The organism is Streptomyces sp. NPDC014864, assembly GCF_043081525.1.
In the GTDB taxonomy this organism is placed as follows: Bacteria; Actinomycetota; Actinomycetes; order Streptomycetales; family Streptomycetaceae; genus Streptomyces.
In genome coordinates, this window is record NZ_JBIBWT010000001.1 from 1 (window position 1) to 18150 (window position 18150).

The 18150-nt window shown below is 71.4% G+C and carries 17 protein-coding genes and 2 rRNA genes; 16 read left to right on the forward strand and 3 right to left on the reverse strand.

Annotated elements, in window-relative coordinates:
- From ACF1A5_RS00005 to ACF1A5_RS00055, 11 genes are all read left to right on the forward strand, one after another.
- A 23S ribosomal RNA gene (locus ACF1A5_RS00005) occupies window positions 1–73 on the forward strand; the annotation flags it as partial.
- Between the two features lie 86 nt (window positions 74–159).
- A 5S ribosomal RNA gene (gene rrf, locus ACF1A5_RS00010) occupies window positions 160–276 on the forward strand.
- A gap of 70 nt (window positions 277–346) precedes the next feature.
- Complete coding sequence (locus tag ACF1A5_RS00015) at window positions 347–991, forward strand: HAD family hydrolase (protein WP_392190538.1); 645 nt, start codon at window positions 347–349, stop codon at window positions 989–991.
- 92 nt (window positions 992–1083) lie between these two features.
- Window positions 1084–1872, forward strand: coding sequence for a VC0807 family protein (locus tag ACF1A5_RS00020; protein WP_392190539.1), 789 nt, complete (start codon window positions 1084–1086; stop codon window positions 1870–1872).
- Window positions 1873–2018: 146 nt separating this feature from the next.
- The gene (locus ACF1A5_RS00025; RefSeq protein ID WP_392190540.1) at window positions 2019–3245 is read left to right on the forward strand and encodes an MFS transporter; all 1227 of its coding nucleotides are present in this window, start codon (window positions 2019–2021) and stop codon (window positions 3243–3245) included.
- Entirely contained in the window at window positions 3196–4368 is a 1173-nt protein-coding gene (locus ACF1A5_RS00030; RefSeq protein WP_392190541.1) for an acetoin utilization protein AcuC, read from the forward strand. The genes ACF1A5_RS00025 and ACF1A5_RS00030 overlap by 50 nt, the downstream gene beginning before the upstream one ends.
- Window positions 4369–4553: 185 nt before the next feature.
- Window positions 4554–5369 carry a phosphatase gene (locus ACF1A5_RS00035; RefSeq protein WP_392190542.1) on the forward strand — a complete coding sequence of 272 codons (816 nt, stop codon included), beginning with the start codon at window positions 4554–4556 and terminating at the stop codon, window positions 5367–5369.
- 129 nt (window positions 5370–5498) lie between these two features.
- A complete protein-coding gene (locus ACF1A5_RS00040) occupies window positions 5499–5711 on the forward strand; it encodes a helix-turn-helix domain-containing protein (protein WP_004984898.1) in 213 nt (70 codons plus the stop codon).
- Window positions 5712–5866: 155 nt separating this feature from the next.
- On the forward strand, window positions 5867–5965 hold the full coding sequence (locus ACF1A5_RS00045) for a 30S ribosomal protein bS22 (protein WP_003948845.1): 99 nt from the start codon (window positions 5867–5869) through the stop codon (window positions 5963–5965).
- A gap of 291 nt (window positions 5966–6256) precedes the next feature.
- Complete coding sequence (locus tag ACF1A5_RS00050) at window positions 6257–7318, forward strand: NAD-dependent epimerase/dehydratase family protein (RefSeq protein ID WP_392190543.1); 1062 nt, start codon at window positions 6257–6259, stop codon at window positions 7316–7318.
- Window positions 7319–7332: 14 nt separating this feature from the next.
- Window positions 7333–8394: a lysophospholipid acyltransferase family protein gene (locus ACF1A5_RS00055; protein ID WP_392190544.1), complete on the forward strand. Its 1062-nt coding sequence runs from the start codon at window positions 7333–7335 to the stop codon at window positions 8392–8394.
- Between the two features lie 82 nt (window positions 8395–8476).
- On the opposite strand, the gene ACF1A5_RS00060 is transcribed toward ACF1A5_RS00055, so the two are convergent.
- From ACF1A5_RS00060 to ACF1A5_RS00070, 3 genes are all read right to left on the reverse strand, one after another.
- On the reverse strand, window positions 8477–9718 hold the full coding sequence (locus tag ACF1A5_RS00060) for a DUF5667 domain-containing protein (RefSeq protein ID WP_392190545.1): 1242 nt from the start codon (window positions 9716–9718) through the stop codon (window positions 8477–8479).
- A gap of 234 nt (window positions 9719–9952) precedes the next feature.
- The gene (locus ACF1A5_RS00065; protein WP_392190546.1) at window positions 9953–10777 is read right to left on the reverse strand and encodes an ECF subfamily RNA polymerase sigma factor, BldN family; all 825 of its coding nucleotides are present in this window, start codon (window positions 10775–10777) and stop codon (window positions 9953–9955) included.
- Window positions 10778–11205: 428 nt separating this feature from the next.
- Window positions 11206–12129 (reverse strand): HAD family hydrolase, encoded by a 924-nt coding sequence (locus ACF1A5_RS00070; protein WP_392190547.1) that lies wholly within the window; start codon window positions 12127–12129, stop codon window positions 11206–11208.
- Window positions 12130–12313: 184 nt separating this feature from the next.
- Between ACF1A5_RS00070 and ACF1A5_RS00075 the strand changes: the two genes are divergently transcribed.
- From ACF1A5_RS00075 to ACF1A5_RS00095, 5 genes are all read left to right on the forward strand, one after another.
- Complete coding sequence (locus ACF1A5_RS00075; protein WP_392190548.1) at window positions 12314–12598, forward strand: glutaredoxin family protein; 285 nt, start codon at window positions 12314–12316, stop codon at window positions 12596–12598.
- A 280-nt stretch (window positions 12599–12878) separates the two neighbouring features.
- Window positions 12879–13637: a redox-sensing transcriptional repressor Rex gene (locus tag ACF1A5_RS00080; RefSeq protein ID WP_392190549.1), complete on the forward strand. Its 759-nt coding sequence runs from the start codon at window positions 12879–12881 to the stop codon at window positions 13635–13637.
- On the forward strand, window positions 13634–15448 hold the full coding sequence (locus ACF1A5_RS00085) for a glutamyl-tRNA reductase (protein ID WP_392190550.1): 1815 nt from the start codon (window positions 13634–13636) through the stop codon (window positions 15446–15448). Before ACF1A5_RS00080 ends, ACF1A5_RS00085 begins: the two co-directional genes overlap by 4 nt.
- Complete coding sequence (gene hemC / locus ACF1A5_RS00090; protein WP_392190551.1) at window positions 15445–16404, forward strand: hydroxymethylbilane synthase; 960 nt, start codon at window positions 15445–15447, stop codon at window positions 16402–16404. Before ACF1A5_RS00085 ends, hemC begins: the two co-directional genes overlap by 4 nt.
- On the forward strand, window positions 16401–18107 hold the full coding sequence (locus ACF1A5_RS00095; RefSeq protein WP_392190552.1) for a uroporphyrinogen-III synthase: 1707 nt from the start codon (window positions 16401–16403) through the stop codon (window positions 18105–18107). Before hemC ends, ACF1A5_RS00095 begins: the two co-directional genes overlap by 4 nt.
- The last annotated feature ends 43 nt before the right edge of the window (window positions 18108–18150 follow it).

Consider the following 18150-nt stretch of genomic DNA (forward strand, 5'->3'; position numbering starts at 1 on the left):
GTTGATAGGCCGGATCTGGAAGCACGGTAACGTGTGGAGGTGACCGGTACTAATAGGCCGAGGGCTTGTCCTCAGTTGCTCGCGTCCACTGTGTTGGTTCTGAAACCACGAACAGCCCCGCCCGTAATGGGTGGTGTGGCGTTCACAGTTTCATAGTGTTTCGGTGGTCATAGCGTGAGGGAAACGCCCGGTTACATTCCGAACCCGGAAGCTAAGCCTCACAGCGCCGATGGTACTGCAGGGGGGACCCTGTGGGAGAGTAGGACACCGCCGAACAAATTTTGAAGAAAACCCCGCACCTCACGGTGCGGGGTTTTCTGCGTTCAGGGTCGTCTAGGGTCGAGCCATGCGCTATGACCTCGTCATCTTCGACAACGACGGTGTCCTCGTCGACAGCGAGCCGATCTCGAACCGGCTGCTCGCCGCCCAACTCACCGAGCTGGGTCACCCCACCTCTTACGAGGACTCCATCCGGGACTACATGGGATCCGCGATGCACCGCATCCACGACCTCGTCCTGGAGCGCACGGGAAGGGCGCTGCCGGCCGACTTCGACGACGTCTTCCACGCCCGTGTCTTCGCCGCGTTCCAGCGGGAGTTGAAGCCGGTGGCCGGCGTCGCCGACGTACTGGAGAAGCTGACGGCGGACGGGACGCCGTACTGTGTCGCGTCCTCGGGGAGTCATGAGCGGATCCGGGTGGGGCACCGGACGACGGGGCTCGACCGGTGGTTCGACGAGGACCGGATCTTCAGTTCGCAGGACGTCGGGCGGGGCAAGCCGGCGCCGGACCTGTTCCTCCACGCGGCCGAGCGCATGGGAGTCGCGCCCGGGCGGTGCGTGGTGGTCGAGGACTCGCCGCTGGGCGTGCAGGCCGCCGTCGCGGCCGGGATGGACGTCTACGGGTTCACCGCCATGACGCCCGCGGACCGGCTGACGGAGGCCACGCAACTGTTCTCCCGCTTCGACGAGTTGATGGACCTGCTGATATGACCCGCCCCGTCGTGCGGCACTGACATTTGTCATGCGGAGCTCCGGACGATCGTTTCTACTGCCGAGCGGGGGCCGGCCGCGAAGCTGAGGGCATGACGACGGACACGGGCAAGAGCCAGAGCAAGCTGAAGAACCTCGCGCCGCTGCTCATCGACGTTGCGGTGCCCATCGGGGGCTACTACCTGCTCAAGAACGGGTTCGGGACGAGCACGCTCGCGGCCCTCGGCTGGAGCAGCGTGGTGCCGGCCCTGCGGACGGTGTGGGGTGCGGTCAGGGAGCGGCAGGTCAACGGGCTGGCCGCGCTCATCCTCTTCGTGAACGTCGTCGGACTTCTGCTCACCTTCGTCTCCGGTGACCCGCGGCTGATGCTCGCGAAGGACAGCGGGGTGAGCAGTGCCATCGGGATCGGCATTCTGGTCTCGGTGGCCCTGGGCAAGCCGATGATGACCGTCGGCATGAAGCCGTGGCTGATCAAGGGGCAGGCGAGCCGGGAGGCCGCCTGGACCCGGCTGCGGGACGGGTCCGAGGCGTTCCGGCGGGCCGAACGGCGCTTCTCGCTGGTGTGGGGCGGGGTGCTGCTCGGCGAGTGCGTGGCGCGGGTCGTGGGCGCCTTCACGCTGCCCGTCGACACGATGGTCTGGCTGGGCTCGGTCGTCATGGTGGCCGCGATGGTCCTCGGTTTCCTGGTCAGCGGCGCGGTGGCCGCCGGTCCGATGGCCCGCATGCTGATCGCCGAGGCAGAGGCAGAGGCAGAGGCAGGGACGAGGACCGGGACCACGGCCACGGCGTCCATGGGCGCCGAAGCCGACTCTCCCGCCCCTCGGCCTACCCCCTCGGCGCCCCTGCCCGCCCCCGTGCCGGCCGTGACGCCCGCCCAGTGATGCCCGCTCAGTGACGGCCGCCCGTGCGGCCCCCGCCCCGTGAGGCCCAGCCGCAGGGCGGGCCGAGAACCGAACCGAAAAACTGAGCCGAATTCATCTTTGGCCGGATCTACCCACGGGTAGCCCGGGGTCCTACGCTCGCCGCCATGACAGAAGTGCTGCGGCGCGGCAGGGCCTCGTTGGCGTTCAGCTTCTTCGCGCAGGGCGCCGCCTTCGCCCTTCTCGTGACGCGCATTCCCGCGATCCAGGACCGCTACGGCGTCTCGGACGCGCTGCTCCCCGCCTTCCTCGCGGCCGTGCCGGTCCTGGCCGGCGTCGGCAGCGTGACGACCGAGCACCTGGTGAAGCGGATCCGGCCCAGCCGGGTGCTGCGCTGGTCCCAGCCCGTCGTGATGCTGGCCCTGCTCGGAGTCGGGGCCGGCGGCCAGGTCGCCGAACTGGCCGCCGCACTCGCGGTCTTCGGACTCGCCGTGGGGGCGCTGGACGCGTCGATGAACATGCTCGGGGTGAGCCTGCAGCGGACGTACGGCCGCAGCATCATGCTCGGCTTCCACGCGGCCTACAGCCTGGGCGGGATCGTGGGTGCCTCGCTGGCCTGGGCGGGGGCGCACTGGCATCTGGCACTGGTCGTGTCGTACCTGCCGGTCGTGCTGGTGCTGCTGCCGGCGGCCTTCGTGGGGAGCCACTGGTACGTCGACGGCGACGGCACCGCCGTACCGGACACCGACAGCGGGGCCGGGAGCCCGGGCGGCGGGTCCGTCGTCTTCAGGCTGCTGCTGCCGCTGTGTCTGGTGATGACCTTCGCGTACATCGGCGACTCGACCGTCTCCAACTGGAGCGCGAAGTACCTCCAGGACGTGCTGGGCAGCTCGGAGCAGCTGGCGACGGTGCCGTACAACGTCTACATGGTCACCACGCTCCTCGGGCGGGCGATCGGGGACTTCGGGGTGCGCCGGTTCGGGGCCGTGGCCGTCGTGCGTCTGGGCGCGCTGGTGGCGGCCGCGGGGTTCGCGGTCGTCGCCGGGGCGCCGGGGGCCTGGGCGGGGATGCTCGGGTTCACCCTGGTGGGCCTGGGGCTGTGCGTGCTCGTGCCGCAGACCTTCGCGGCCGCCGGCCGGCTGTTCCCGGGGGCGTCGGACGCGGCCGTCGCCCGGCTCAACATCTTCAACTACGTCGGTTTCCTGGTCGGTTCGCCCTTGGTGGGGGCGCTCGGCGACGCCTGGAACTACCGCGGGGCCATGCTGGTGCCGATGGTGTTGGTGCTGGTGACGTTGGTGTACGCCCGGTCGTTCGCTCGTCAACCGGACCGATACGGTGACCACCATGAGCGGCCGCGCACAGCTGATGTGGGACGAGGCAGTAACGGGCTATGACTTCGGGCCGGACCATCCGATGGATCCGGTCCGGCTGGCCCTGACCCGGAAACTGGTCGACGCCCTCGGGCTCGATCGCGCGGCGCGGATCGTCGCGGCCAAACCGGCCGGTGAGTCGACGCTGCGGCTCGTCCACCGGCAGGACTACATCGAGGCGGTGAAGGCCGCGTCGGCCGCCCCGCAGGCCTGCGACGGGTCGTACGGGCTCGGGACGCTGGACGACCCCGCCTTCGCCGGGATGCACGAGGTGTCCGCACTGATCGCGGGGCAGTCGGTGGGGGCCGCGGAGGCCGTGTGGCGCGGGGAGGCGCTGCACGCGGTGAACTTCGCCGGCGGGCTGCACCACGCCATGCCCGGCAGCGCCTCCGGGTTCTGCGTCTACAACGACGCCGCGCTGGCGATCGCGCGCCTGCTCGAACTGGGGGCGGAGCGGGTCGCGTACGTCGACGTCGACGTGCACCACGGGGACGGTGTGCAGGCGGCGTTCTGGGAGGACCCCCGGGTGCTGACGATCTCGCTGCACGAGCATCCCCGGACGCTGTTCCCGCAGACCGGATGGCCGGAGGAGACCGGGGCGCCGTCCGCCGAGGGCTCGGCGGTGAACGTGGCGCTGCCGGCCGGCACCGGGGACGCGGGATGGCTGCGGGCGTTCCACGCGGTGGTGCCGGAGCTGCTCGCCGGCTTCCGTCCGCAGGTCCTGGTGACACAGCACGGCGCCGACACGCACTTCGAGGACCCGCTGGCGCACCTGGCGGTGTCGCTGGACGCGCAGCGGGCGGTCCAGGTGGCCTGCCACGACCTGGCGCACGAGCACGCCGGCGGGCGCTGGGTGGCGCTGGGCGGGGGCGGGTACGCGGTGGTGGAGGTCGTACCGCGGTCCTGGACGCATCTGGTGGGCATCGCGGCCGGGCGTCCGGTGGAGCCGGAGACGGTGATCCCGGAGAGCTGGCGGCAGGAAGTGTTCGCCCGGACACGGCGGTTGGGGCCGATGCGGATGACGGACGGGCGCTGGCCGGTGTCCTGGAGCGACTGGGAGGCGGGGTACGACCCGGCGGACCGGCTGGACCAGGCGGTCCTGGCGACCCGCCGGGCGGTGTTCCCGCTGCGGGGACTGCTGGCGTAGGCGGGGCGCTTCAACGTTCGTCAGGCTCGACGCCGCTCAGGTTCAAGGCTGCTCAGGTGCAAGGCTCTTCGGGGTCGGCGCTGCTCGGGCTCAATGCTCTTCAGGCTGCACGTCCTTTAGGCCAACTGTGCGGTGTTCCCCTGTTTTCGTGACGCCTGTGTCCGTGGTCCGTCACCATCGCTGGCGTGTTGAGCACCGCGGCGCTGCGCGCCCATCTGGTGGCGGCTCGTCTGGCCGGGACCGTGGCCACCTCCCGGGAGGAGAGCCTGCGGCGGTACCGCTTGTTCGCGGCCCGCGATCCCCGCGCGCTGATCGGCATCGATCCCGAACGCGCTTGGGCGCAGGGGGATTTGATCGCGTTGATGGCCGAGAAGTGCGGCGTCTCGGCGGATCCGGACCATATCTCCGGCCATGATGTGATCGACCCGGAGCTGACCCTCGCCGCCCTGGAGGCCTTCGCCGAGCGGCTCGCCACGGCCGCCCGGCGCGGCGCGCCGGTGCTGCTCGGCACCGGCCACCCCCATCGGCTGCTCGGTTTCTACGCCGCCTTGGCCGACGCCCTGTCGGCGGCCGGATGTACCGTCCTCACCCCGGCGCAGGGTCGCTGTGTCGACATAACGACCCGGTTCGGTCTACGCACGCACAACCTCGCCTACGTACGGGGAGTCGCCCTGGTCCGGCGGCCGGGGACGGAACGCCCCGGTTGTGAGCCCGGCGCGCACACGCACTCACCGCTGCCGGTTCGGCTCGCCCTGGCCGCGGCCGCCGACGCCGGCGGTCCGCTGCCCGAGCTGGTGATCGGTGACCATGGATGGGTCTGCGGAGCAGGTCAGCTGGGGTTCGAGGCCATCGGTCTGGCCGACACGGACGACCCGGCGCCGTTCGTGGGGGAGGCGGAGGGGCGCGTGTCCGTCGTCGTTCCGCTCGACGACGCCGTACGGCCCGCTTACTACCGCCCGCTCACCCGCTACGTACTCAATCGAGCGTGTCTGTCACAGTAGGCCGCCGATGGGTGCACCTCTTCCCCACTCGCATCACAGGCCCCTACATTGGGGAGTGAGCACGCAACGACGAAGAGTCACCGGAAGGGGAAGCCGGTGGCCGTCGAGTGCGGAAGGTTCAGGTGTGTCATGGCTGCAGCTGGCGAGAGGCCTCTGAACGAGGTTCAGTTCCTTACCGTGGCGGAGGTCGCCTCGGTGATGCGAGTGTCGAAGATGACCGTGTACCGGCTGGTGCACAGCGGTCATCTGCCCGCGATCCGGGTGGGGCGGTCCTTCCGCGTCCCCGAGCAAGCGGTTCACGAGTACCTTCGCGAGAGTTACGTGGGGGTGGAAACCGCCTGACGACGAACCGGCGGGATCCGGTACCGAGCACTTCCCGGGTCCCCCGGTCACCTCGATTACGACCTCAGCGCTCGGACGGGTAGGCTGGCCCCTCGTAGGTCGTATGGGCCCATGGCGCCCAAACACCGAGTGATGAGAAGTGAGCGAGGGTAGTCGTGGGCTCTGTAATCAAGAAGCGGCGCAAGCGGATGGCCAAGAAGAAGCACCGCAAGCTGCTCAAGCGCACCCGCGTCCAGCGTCGCAACAAGAAGTAGTGACGCCAGTCGCTACGAGGTAGCGCGACATCGCGAGAGCGTGTCCGTGGCCCCCCACCGCATCAGGTGGGGGGCCACGCGTCTGTCCGGGCCCGTCCGCGGCGCGGCCTCTTCGGCGGCCTGGTTCCGGCCGTCGGCCGTCCCCGTCCGGCGGCCGGGTCTGTTCGTACGTTTGCGCGTATCGTCACTTCACGCATCGGGTGGTCATCACAGCGCAACATCGACCCGATAGGTTGGCCGCAGACGGGGAACGCGGCGGGATACGGGGTCCTGGAGAGGAAGGCGCTGATCTTGGGACAGATCGTGCTGGTGACCGGAGTGGCCCGTCAGCTGGCAGGCCGGTTCGTACGGCGGATCCAGCGTGACCCGCAGGTGGACCGGGTCGTCGGCGTGGACGCGGTCCCGCCCGAGCACCATCTGGGCGGTGCCGAGTTCATCCAGGCGGACATCCGGCAGCCCGGCATCGCGCGCGTGCTCGCCGAGACCTCCGCCGACACGGTGGTCCACATGGACGTCTCGGGCACCCCGCTCGGCAGCGGCAACCGGGCCACGGTCAAGGAGACCAACGTCATCGGGACCATGCAGCTGCTCGGCGCCTGCCAGAAGTCGCCGGGCGTCCGGCGGCTGGTGGTGAAGTCCAGCACCAACGTCTACGGGTCCGCGCCCCGGGACCCGGCCGTGTTCACCGAGACCACCCCGCCCAAGTCGCTGCCCAGCGGCGGCTTCGCCAAGGACGCGGTCGAGGTGGAGGGATACGTCCGGGGCTTCGCGCGGCGGCGGCCGGACGTCGCGGTGTGCGTGCTCAGGTTCGCCAACATCCTCGGCCCGACCGCCGACGCGCCGCTCGCCTCGTACTTCTCGCTGCCGCTCCTGCCGACGGTGTTCGGCTACGACCCGCGGCTGCAGTTCGCGCACGAGGACGACGTGATCGAGGTGCTGCGGCTCGCCTCGCACGAGCCGCGCCGCGGCACGCTCAACAGCGGCACCTTCAACATCGCCGGGGACGGTGTGCTGCTGCTCTCCCAGTGCGCGCGACGGCTCGGCCGCCCCACCGTGCCGCTGCTGCTGCCCGCGGTCACCTGGACGGGCTCGCTGGTGCGTACTCTGGGCATGACGGACTTCTCACCCGAGCAGATCCGACTGCTCACTCACGGCCGGGTCGTGGCGACGGACCAGATGCGCGAGACCCTGGGTTTTGTGCCGAGGTACACGACCGCGGAGACCTTCGCGGACTTCGCCCGCAGCCGCGGCCCCGGACTCCTGCCGCCGGAGGCCCTCGCGAGGGCCGTCGACCGGATCGTCGCGCTGTCCCCCGGGGACAGCGGCCACCCCCCGACGCACAGCGCCAACTGAGGAGCGCAGCAACGATGGCGGACGCCAAGGTCATTCCGTTCGACGACGACCGGTCCCGCGGGGGCGCCGCGCAGCGGCCGCAGCGGCGCCGGAGCACGGGGAGCCGGCGCACCGGCGGCGAACCGGCCCTGGTCCGGGAGGTCCAGCCCCTGCCCACCAGGGGCGTTCCGCAGGAGGATGTCCCTGTGACCCGGGAGGAACAGCAGCCCCAGGAGCCCCGCCCGCCGCAGTGGCACGGCGGGCTCGAACGGCGCCTCGCGAGCGGCCTGTCGTTCCTGCGCCGCCGCCTCACCGGGGACTACGAGGTCGACGACTTCGGCTACGACGCCGAACTCACCGACCAGGTCCTGATGTCCCTGCTCCGGCCGGTGTACGAGAAGTACTTCCGGGTGGACGTGAAGGGCGTGGAGAACATCCCGGACAAGGGCGGAGCGCTGATCGTCGCCAACCACTCCGGGACGCTCCCGCTGGACGGCCTGATGATGCAGGTCGCCGTGCACGACCACCATCCCGCCGGCCGGCATCTGCGGCTGCTGGCGGCCGACCTGGTCTTCGTGCTGCCGGTGGTCAATGAGCTGGCCCGCAAGCTCGGCCACACGCTCGCCTGCGCCGAGGACGCCGAACGGCTCCTGCGGCAGGGCGAACTGGTCGGGGTGATGCCGGAGGGCTTCAAGGGCATCGGCAAGCCCTTCGGCGAGCGCTACAAGCTCCAGCGGTTCGGCCGCGGCGGCTTCGTCTCCACCGCTCTGCGCCAGGGCACCCCGATCATCCCCTGCTCGATCGTCGGGGCCGAGGAGATCTACCCGATGATCGGCAACGCCAAGACGGTCGCGCGGCTGCTGGGCTTCCCGTACTTCCCGCTCACGCCGACCTTCCCGTGGCTGGGCCCGCTGGGCGCGATCCCGCTGCCGACGAAGTGGACCATCCAGTTCGGGGAGCCGATCCCGACGGACGGCTATCCGCCGGAGGCGGCCGAGGACCCGATGCTGATGTTCAACCTGACCGATCAGGTCCGGGAGCAGATCCAGCACACGCTCTACAAGCTGCTGGTGCAGCGCCGGTCGGTCTTCTTCTGACCTCTGCGCGCTCTGTACGGCCCGCCACGACGACGGGGGCGCCCTCTGGGGAAAGAGGGCGCCCCCGTCGTCGTACGCCTGTCTACGACGCGTTCTCCCCCTCGATGCCGAGGCCGGGGAGGAGGCCCGGCAGCAGCGGCGGGATGGTGACGGCCGGGGCGCTGCTGGGCGACGTGCCGGCGGACGGCGAGGCGCTGCCGGTCTTCGGCGGGTCGAGCAGGCCGCCGGTGCTGCCGCCGATCAGTCCGTCGCTCTCGCTACCGGAGCCGGCCGGCTTGCTGGGGCTGCCGCTGCCGGACTGCCGGCCGCCCGCGGTGGGGCCGCCGCCGGTGCTGGGCTGCGCCGAGTGGGCGGAGCCGGACGAGGCGCCGCCGGACGAGGACGGGGTGGTGCCCTGCCGCCCGCCGTCGCTTCCCCCCTGGCTCGGGGACGGGGGGAGCAGCGACTGCAGCGGGGCCACCTCTTCGTCTATGGCGGCGAACACCGACGACACCTGCTGACTGACGTCCCCGAGCTGCACGGGCAGCCGGTCGCGCAGTGCGCCCCAGGCGTCGCGGTGGGACCGGGAGAAGGTGGAGAGGGCCTGGATGGGGCCCAGGGAGTCGGGGTCGCGCTCGTAGGCCTCGTGCAGCAGGCGGTGGCCCTCCGCAGCGTCGTGCTGCATGCCCACCAGGGTGCGCCGGATCTCGCCGAGGGACTCGTGGTCGAGCGCGCCGCTGCGGCCACGCTCCATCAGCCGGCGGGCCTCGTTCAGCCGGGTGGAGGCCAGGTCGAGGTAGGCCTGGCCCTGTTCGTCGGCGTTCTCGGTCAGGTAGTTGAGCTTGAAGTCCTCGATGCCGCGTTTGAGGCCGTAGAGCGAGTCACCGGGCAGGGCGTCGGAGCTGGCAGCGGCCACTCCGCCGAAGGCGCTCGCCGCCACACCCACGCTGAGCCCGCCCGCGGCCAGGCCCTTGGTCAGCCGGGTGCGCGGCCGCAGTTTCCCCAGGCCGCTCGCCCGGTGGGCACCCCGCGCCCGATGGCCTCGCTGCTCGGGGACCAGCTCGCCCGCTTCGCCGCTCGCGGTGCCCTCCTGCAGCATGGCCTCCATCGCGGCCACCAGTTGGGCCCGCTGGACGACCTTGACCTCGGGGTCCAGCTCCGGCCTGGGCAGTGCGCCGAGACCGGTGGCGAGGGCCAGCAGACGGCCCCGCTCGGTCTGTTCCGCATCAGCCGGGGCCGGTGCCAATCCTTCGGACTGCTCGGCCGCTGTGCCCTGGTCGGACAGCTCCTCCAGGGCCTGGGCGAAGGCGTTCGCCCGCCGGTGCGCCGATACGTTCGCGATCACTGGCGGCACCTCCTCTCGTCATGACGGTCGACTCCCCAGGGGACCTGAGGGTTGCACGTCCACACCCGCGTCCACGCGATCGGGTGACCAGCGTGGGCCAGGACGTGACCACAGGGAGCCTGTATCCCGCACAACGAGCGGCTCGGCAATTGGGTTACGGACGAACGAGGATCAGGTCGGGAAGTCAACGCAGAGCAACAGAACGTGAGTTGAACGTCGCTGAGCGTGTACGGCTCAGCGGGCGTCTTCGGGCAGAAGACGGGCGAGGGTTCGCACGGCCCGGTACTGGAGAGTCTTGATGGCGCCCTCGTTCTTTCCCATCACTCGTGCGGTCTCCGCGACGGACAGGCCCTGCAGGAAGCGGAGCGTCACGCACTCCTGCTGCTGGGGGTTGAGCCGCCGTACGGCGTCCAGCAGGGCGGCGTTGGACAGGGACTCCAGGACGGAGTCCTCCGGGGAGCGCTCGACCTCGTTGGCGTCGAGCATCTCGCCGGTGGTGACCTCCAGCCGGAAGCGGCTGGACTTGAAGTGGTCGGCGACGAGGTTGCGGGCGATGGTGACCAGCCAGGCGCCGAAGTCGCGGCCCTGCCAGGTGAAGGTGCCGATGCGGCGCAGGGCCCGCAGAAATGTCTCGCTGGTGAGGTCCTCGGCCGTCGCCTTCCCGCCCACCCGGTAGTAGATGTAGCGGTACACCGTGTCGCTGTACTGGTCGTAGAGGCGGCCGAAGGCCTCGGCCTCGCCGGCCTGTGCGCGCTCCACGAGGTCCATCATCCGGGCGCTGTCGCTGTCCGCGGCCGGGCGGCGGACCGTGGCCGCGCCGGCCGGGCGCCCTCGCCTGCCGGCTGCCCGCCCGTCCCCCGAGCGGCGTCCGTCGACGACGGCGCTGCGCGCCTGCGCCTGCTCCATGCCGTCGGCCAGCGCGTAGCGTGGGCCCATGGGGGCGGCAGTGGCGAATGCGGGGCCGGCGTACGCGGTGGGGACGAGACCGCGCAGCAGGTCCAGGACCGTAGCGCGGAGCGTAGCCAGGCCCGAGGCGTCAACCCCGACGTTTGCGTACACGGGACTCCCAGAGGCAGAGCTTCCATCACGTGCAGTGCGGAACCGTTCACCCGTCGTAGCGACGGAGGGGTACCGGTTTGCGTCTGAGGAGAATAACGCTTCGTATAGGCGCTGCTACACCGAGTTGCTCAAATCGTCGATTACGTCGCTTCCGTAACCGATTGGCGCCCGATCAAGTGCAACAGAGTGACCGTTTGTTGATCGATCGAGTTCGCGTTCCGGTGACTCCGGGGCATGTTGTGGCGGTGTACGGCCAACAGGAATGGCCAGGCCAGTGCGTGGGTACGTTCGACCGCTTGCCCCGGGAACCGGGTGTGGCGCGGCCCGATCAGAGGCGTCACCCGGAAACGTGCCGTCAACCGAGTCATCCGGCCACCTCGGGGACGGGGTGACGCCGTCCCGCGGGCGGTTGACGCGGGCCGTCCCGGTTACCGGCGTCGCCGGTGCAGCGCGATCGCGGCCGCCGTGCCGCCGGCCACCGCGCCCACGCCCGCCGCCGCGGGGATGCCGACCTTGGCCGCCTTGCGGCCCGTGCGGTAGTCGCGCAGCCGCCAGTCCATCTCGCGGGCGTGCCGGCGGAGCTTGCTGTCGGGGTTGATGGCGTAGGGGTGGCCGACCAGGGACAGCATGGGGATGTCGTTGTGCGAGTCGCTGTACGCGGCGCACCGGGACAGGTGCAGGCCCTCCGCCGCCGCCAGGGCGCGTACCGCCTCCGCCTTCGCCGGGCCGTGCAGGGGCTCGCCGACCAGTCGGCCGGTGTAGACGCCGTCGATCGACTCGGCCACCGTGCCGAGCGCGCCGGTCAGCCCCAGGCGGCGGGCGATCACCTGGGCGATCTCCACCGGTGCGGCCGTGACGAGCCACACCTTCTGGCCCGCGTCCAGGTGGGCCTGTGCCAGCGCGCGCGTGCCCGGCCAGATCCGCTCGGCCATGTACTCGTCGTAGATCTCCTCGCCGATCGACTGCAGTTCGGCGACGCGGTGGCCCTGGACGATGGACAGCGCCGAGTCGCGCGCCTCCTGCATGTGCTCGGGGTCCTCGACGCCGGCCAGCCGGAACCACGCCTGCTGCCAGGCGAACCGGGCCAGGTCGCGCGTCTCGAAGAACTTCCGCTTGTACAGGCCCCGGCCGAAGTGGAACAGCGCGGCGCCCTGCATGACGGTGTTGTCCAGGTCGAAGAAGGCGGCTGCCTTGTCGTCCCCCTGGACCGGGAACGGCGTGGCCTCCGGAGTGGAGGGAACGTCCTGTTCCTGGGTGGACTTGCGCGCTGCCTCCGCCGAGGCCTCGCCTGCCAACACGCTCCGCGCCGTGGCGGAGCGCCTACGGGGAGTGAGCCATCCGAGAGCGGCCATGGCGTGAGCATAGCCAGTGCGCGGGGTGGTTCCGGACGCGTGAGGTTCGCAGCCCGTGAACTCTCCGCGACGGTGTCGTTAAAGAAGTCGCGCGACCGGCGTGTCGGCGCGCGGATCCGGCAGGCCGGGCGTTCGCGGCCCGGCTCGCGCGGGCGGGGTCCCGCACCGCCGCGACGGCGCGAGAATGGCCGACATGAGTCCCATCTTCCGCCGCAAGTCCCCGGCTCCCCAGGACCGGCTCGTCACGCTGATCCGCAAGCCCGGCTGTCATCTGTGCGACGACGCACAGGTGGTCGTGGAGAAGGTCTGCGCCGACCTCGGTGTCTCCTGGGAGGCGAAGGACATCACCCTGGACCACCGGTTGCACGACGCGTACTGGGAGCAGATCCCGGTGGTCCTCGTCGACGGCGCCCAGCACACCTTCTGGCGCGTGAACGAGGAGCGTCTGCGCAAGGCACTGACCGACTAGTACAAACATCGGGAATTTCGCTTAGGATCGACGGCGTCCTGGTCTCGGGGGTGGGGATCGTAGAGGAGAGTGTGCGGTTTTGCCCCCAACAACGAAGGAGCGCGGGCGCCTGTGCGCCGGTTCCTCGCCGGTGCGCCGGGGGCGCGTGACCCCGGTCACGTTGGCCGGGCAAATCGGACACCATCTTTGTGCACGCGTTCACAAAGACATAGCCTGCATTCGACGGGGCGGTCCGGGGACGTATGACCGCCCACAGCCCCGCTCTACCCGCAGGAGCACCGTGGCAACTGGCCGAACTCACCGACCGGCGACCCGCAGCCGAGGGATTCCCGAGGCCACCGTCGCCAGGCTTCCGCTGTACCTCCGAGCCCTGACCGCGTTGTCGGAGCGCTCGGTCCCCACGGTCTCCTCCGAGGAGCTCGCGGCCGCGGCGGGAGTCAACTCCGCCAAGCTGCGCAAGGACTTCTCCTACCTCGGCTCCTACGGGACGCGGGGCGTGGGCTACGACGTCGAGTATCTCGTCTACCAGATCTCCCGCGAACTGGGCCTGACCCAGGACTGGCCGGTTGTGATCGTCGGTATCGGCAACCTCGGCGCCGCGCTCGCCAACTACGGCGGCTTCGCCTCCCGCGGGTTCCGGGTCGCCGCCCTCATCGACGCCGACCCGGCGATGGCCGGAAAGCCCGTCGCCGGCATCCCGGTCCAGCACACCGACGAGCTCGAGAAGATCATCCAGGACAACGGCGTGTCGATCGGCGTGATCGCGACCCCCGCGGGCGCCGCCCAGCAGGTCTGCGACCGTCTGGTGGCCGCCGGGGTCACCTCCATCCTGAACTTCGCCCCGACCGTGCTGTCCGTCCCCGACGGCGTCGACGTGCGCAAGGTCGACCTCTCCATCGAGCTGCAGATCCTCGCCTTCCACGAGCAGCGCAAGGCCGGCGAGGAGGCCGCCGCCGACGCGCTGCCCGCCGCCGCTGCCCGCGGCGGGTCCGCCGACCAGGGACCCGACGGGGACGTGCCCGCCGTGATGCCGGCATGAGTCTCCTCGTCGTCGGGCTGAGCCACCGCAGCGCCCCGGTCAGCGTCCTGGAGCGGGCCTCGCTGAACCCGGACGCGCAGTGCAAGCTGCTGCAGGACACCGTCGCCGCCGAGCCGGCCGCCGAGGCCGCCCTGCTGGCCACCTGTAACCGCATCGAGCTGTACGCCGACGTGGACAAGTTCCACGCCGGTGTCGCCGAGCTGTCCACGCTGCTCGCCCAGCACAGCGGGGTCGGCCTGGAGGAGCTCACCCCCTACCTCTACGTGCACTACGAGGACCGGGCCGTCCACCACCTGTTCTCGGTGGCCTGCGGCCTGGACTCGATGGTCGTCGGCGAGGGCCAGATCCTCGGCCAGATAAAGGACTCGCTGGCCAGGGCGCAGGAGCTGCACACCGCCGGACGCCTGCTGAACGACCTGTTCCAGCAGGCGCTCAGGGTCGGCAAGCGGGCCCACTCCGAGACCGGCATCGACCGCGCCGGCCAGTCCCTGGTCACCTTCGGCCTGGAGCAGCTGTCCGCGGGCGCGGACGTGCAGACCTGGGCCACCGGCAAGAAGGCCCTGGTCATCGGCGCCGGGTCGATGTCCTCGCTGGCCGCCGCGACGCTCGCGCGCGCCGGGGTCGCCGAGATCGTCATCGCCAACCGCACCCACGACCGCGCCGCGCGCCTCGCCCGGATCCTCACCGAGGGCGACGACACGGACGTGCTGGCCCGCGCGGTACCGATGGACGCGGTGCCGTTCGAGCTGACACGTGCCGACGTCGCCGTCTCCTGCACCGGCGCGACCGGGCTGGTCCTGCCGGCCGGGACGATCGCCGCGGCGGTGGAGGGCCGCACCGGACGGCCCGTCCCGGACGCCGGCGGCGAGCGCCGGACCGAGGACGCCGAGGACCGCCGTACGCCGGCCGGGAAGGACGTCCGGGACACGCCGCTGCCGCCCACCGGCGTGGGCGGCGAGGAGAACTGCCCGCTCGACCTGACCGCCGTGCAGGCAGGTTTCTCCGTGATGGGCGATGCCGCCGTGGCCGGCATGGACGCGGCCACCCTGGAGCAGCACGCCACCTGGGTGGACAACGGCACCGTCGACCGCCGCGAGTCCGGCCGCCGCAGCGCCGAGGCCGACGCCGAGCTGATCACCGCGCTCGCCGCGACCGTCGCCACCGTCGGCCGCATCCCCGAGCGCCGCAAGCCCGAGCAGGTCACCGAGGCCCCGCGGCCGGAGCCGGTGCTGTTCCTCCTCGACCTCGCCATGCCGCGCGACGTCGACGCGGCCGTGCACCGGCTGGCCGGGGTGCGCCTGGTCGACATCGAGTCCCTCGCGGAGGCCTCCGCGGACGCGCCGATGGCGGCCGACGTCGACGCCGTACGGCGCATCGTCTCCGACGAGGTCGCCGCCTTCGGCGCGGCCCTGCGGGCGGCGCACATCACGCCCACCGTGGTCGCGCTGCGCAGCATGGCCGCCGACGTGGTGGCCGGTGAGATCGCCCGCCTGGAAGGGCGGCTGCCCGGCCTCGACGACAAGCACCGCGCGGAGATCACCCAGACCGTGCGGCGCGTCGTGGACAAGCTGCTGCACGCGCCGACCGTCCGGGTCAAGCAGCTCGCAGCCGAGCCCGGCGGCGCCGGGTACGCGGACGCGCTGCGCACCCTGTTCGACCTCGATGCCGAGACGGTTGCCTCCGTCTCCCGGGCGGACGGCGAAAAGAACATCGACGACAAAGTCGACGCGACCGTCAAGAGCGTCGACTCGAGCGTCAGGAAAGTCGGCGCGAACGTCGACACGAACGGCAGGAACCGAGGGCCGGCATGAGTGACAAGGCACTGCGGCTGGGGACCAGGCGAAGCAAGCTCGCCATGGCCCAGTCCGGGCAGGTGGCGGACGCCGTGAGCCAGGTGACCGGACGGCCCGTCGAGCTCGTCGAGATCACCACTTACGGTGACACCTCGCGCGAGCACCTCGCGCAGATCGGCGGCACGGGCGTGTTCGTCACGGCGCTGCGCGACGCGCTGCTGCGGGGCGAGGTCGACTTCGCGGTTCATTCGCTCAAGGACCTGCCGACCGCGCAGCCGGAGGACCTGGTCCTGGCCGCCATACCGGAGCGCGAGGACCCGCGCGACGTGATCGTCGCCCGGGACGCGCTGAAGTTCACCGACCTGCCCCGCGGGGCGCGCATAGGCACCGGCTCGCCGCGCCGCATGGCGCAGCTGAACGCGTACGCGCGCAGCCACGGGCTGGACATCGAGACGGTCCCGATACGCGGCAACGTCGACACGCGCATCGGCTTCGTCCGCGGCGGCGAGCTGGACGCGGTCGTGCTGGCCGCGGCCGGCCTGAACCGCATCGGCCGCGGCGACGAGGTGACCGACTTCCTGTCGGTCGACACGGTTCTGCCCGCCCCCGGCCAGGGGGCCCTGGCGATCGAGTGCGCCGCGGACAACGCGGACCTGATCGCCGCGCTCGCCGAGCTCGACGACCCGTTCACCCGGGCCGCCGTGACCGCCGAGCGATCACTGCTCGCCGCCCTGGAGGCCGGTTGCAGCGCCCCTGTGGGCGCGCTGGCCGACCTTCTGGCCGACGGGCAGATTGTCAAGGAAATGCGCCTGCGCGGCGTCGTCGGCACGACCGACGGCACCTCGCTGGTGCAGCTGTCCACCACCGGTCCCGTACCCCGGACGCATGAGCAGGCGATGGCGCTCGGTCGCGAACTCGCCACCGAGATGCTTGCCCAGGGCGCGGCCGGTCTGATGGGGGAGCGAGCACAGTGAGCCCCACCACCCTTCCCGCCGGTCCTGAACACGGGCACGTCACCTTCCTCGGTGCCGGACCCGGAGATCCGGGACTGCTCACACTCCGCGCCGTCGAGGCGCTGGCGAACGCGGACGTCCTCGTCGCCGAGCACGAGGTGCTCGACGTCGTACGCACGCACGCCAGGCAGGGCGTCACCGTCGTGCACACGGACGGCGGTCCTTCCTCGGACCAGGCTCCGGGCACGGGCACGCCCCAGCTGACGGTCGTTGACGGCACGTCAACATCCGCTGGGGTTCCCGCAGTGCGGGATGCCGCACATCTTGTCATGGAGGCCGCGCGGGGCGGCAGGCGGGTCGTCCGTGCGGTGTCCGGGGACCCGGGACTTGATACGTACGCCGCCGAGGAAATGCTCGCCTGCGCCGCCGCGGGTGTGCCCTTCGAGGTCGTCCCCGGCATCGCCAGCGCCGTCGGCGTGCCCGCGTACGCCGGTGTGCCGCTGCGCGACGCGCAGGGTGCCGACGTGCGGTTCGTGGACGCCCGTACGGCGTCCGACCGCTGCTGGACCGAGGTCGGCGCCTCGGACGGCACGGTCGTGGTGTCGACCACGCTCGACTCGGTCGCCGCGGCGGCCGGGGAACTGGTGTCGGCGGGCCGCAAGCCGGACACCCCGCTGAGCGTCACGGTCGCCGGTACGACCACCCGCCAGCGCACCTGGACGGCGACCCTCGGCACCATCGCGCAGACCCTGAAGCAGGCGAAGGTCCTGCCGTCCCCGGACGGCGGGCGGCCGGTGATAGCCGTGGTCGGTGAGCGTTCCGCCGCGGCGCAGCGCGACCAGCTCTCGTGGTTCGAGTCCAAGCCGCTGTTCGGCTGGAAGGTGCTCGTGCCGCGCACCAAGGAGCAGGCGGCCTCGCTCTCCGACCGGTTGGTGTCCTACGGGGCCGTGCCGCACGAGGTCCCGACCATCGCCGTGGAGCCGCCGCGCACGCCCCAGCAGATGGAGCGGGCGGTCAAGGGCCTGGTGACGGGCCGCTACGAGTGGATCGCGTTCACGTCGGTCAACGCGGTCAAGGCGGTCCGCGAGAAGTTCGAGGAGTACGGCCTCGACGCCCGCGCCTTTGCCGGCATCAAGGTCGCGGCGGTGGGCGAGCAGACCGCCAACGCGCTGATCGCCTTCGGTGTGAAGCCGGACCTGGTGCCGAGCGGAGAGCAGTCCGCCGCCGGTCTGCTGGAGGACTGGCCGCCGTACGACCCGGTCTTCGACCCGATCGACCGTGTCTTCCTGCCGCGCGCGGACATCGCCACCGAGACGCTCGTCGCCGGGCTGATCGAGCTGGGCTGGGAGGTCGACGACGTCACGGCCTACCGGACCGTGCGCGCCTCGCCGCCCCCGGCGGAGACCCGTGAGGCGATCAAGGGCGGCGGCTTCGACGCGGTGCTGTTCACCTCCTCCTCCACGGTGAGGAACCTGGTGGGCATCGCGGGCAAGCCGCACAACGTGACGGTGATCGCGTGCATCGGCCCCGCCACGGCCAAGACGGCCGAGGAGCACGGCCTGCGGGTCGACGTCATGGCCCCGGAGCCGTCGGTGCTCAAGCTGGCCGATGCCCTGGCCGACTTCGGCGCCCGGCGCCGCGCCGCCGCGCTGGAGGCGGGGGACCCGGTGACCCGCCCGAGCGAGCGCCGTCCCGGGGCGCGGAGGCGTCGGTCGACGACGTGAGAGACGGCGGAGCGTTCCTTCACAGGGGCGCTCCGTCTGCTCC

What these genes read in the sequence shown, in the direction of transcription:
- ACF1A5_RS00055 (WP_392190544.1), top strand. Translation starts at nt 7,333, where the DNA reads ATGGCGGACGCCAAGGTCATTCCGTTCGACGACGACCGGTCCCGCGGG.
- ACF1A5_RS00070 (WP_392190547.1), bottom strand. Translation starts at nt 12,129, where the DNA reads ATGGCCGCTCTCGGATGGCTCACTCCCCGTAGGCGCTCCGCCACGGCG.
- ACF1A5_RS00085 (WP_392190550.1), top strand. Translation starts at nt 13,634, where the DNA reads ATGAGTCTCCTCGTCGTCGGGCTGAGCCACCGCAGCGCCCCGGTCAGC.
- ACF1A5_RS00020 (WP_392190539.1), top strand. Translation starts at nt 1,084, where the DNA reads ATGACGACGGACACGGGCAAGAGCCAGAGCAAGCTGAAGAACCTCGCG.
- ACF1A5_RS00025 (WP_392190540.1), top strand. Translation starts at nt 2,019, where the DNA reads ATGACAGAAGTGCTGCGGCGCGGCAGGGCCTCGTTGGCGTTCAGCTTC.
- ACF1A5_RS00015 (WP_392190538.1), top strand. Translation starts at nt 347, where the DNA reads ATGCGCTATGACCTCGTCATCTTCGACAACGACGGTGTCCTCGTCGAC.
- ACF1A5_RS00040 (WP_004984898.1), top strand. Translation starts at nt 5,499, where the DNA reads ATGGCTGCAGCTGGCGAGAGGCCTCTGAACGAGGTTCAGTTCCTTACC.
- hemC (WP_392190551.1), top strand. Translation starts at nt 15,445, where the DNA reads ATGAGTGACAAGGCACTGCGGCTGGGGACCAGGCGAAGCAAGCTCGCC.
- ACF1A5_RS00030 (WP_392190541.1), top strand. Translation starts at nt 3,196, where the DNA reads ATGAGCGGCCGCGCACAGCTGATGTGGGACGAGGCAGTAACGGGCTAT.
- ACF1A5_RS00075 (WP_392190548.1), top strand. Translation starts at nt 12,314, where the DNA reads ATGGCCGACATGAGTCCCATCTTCCGCCGCAAGTCCCCGGCTCCCCAG.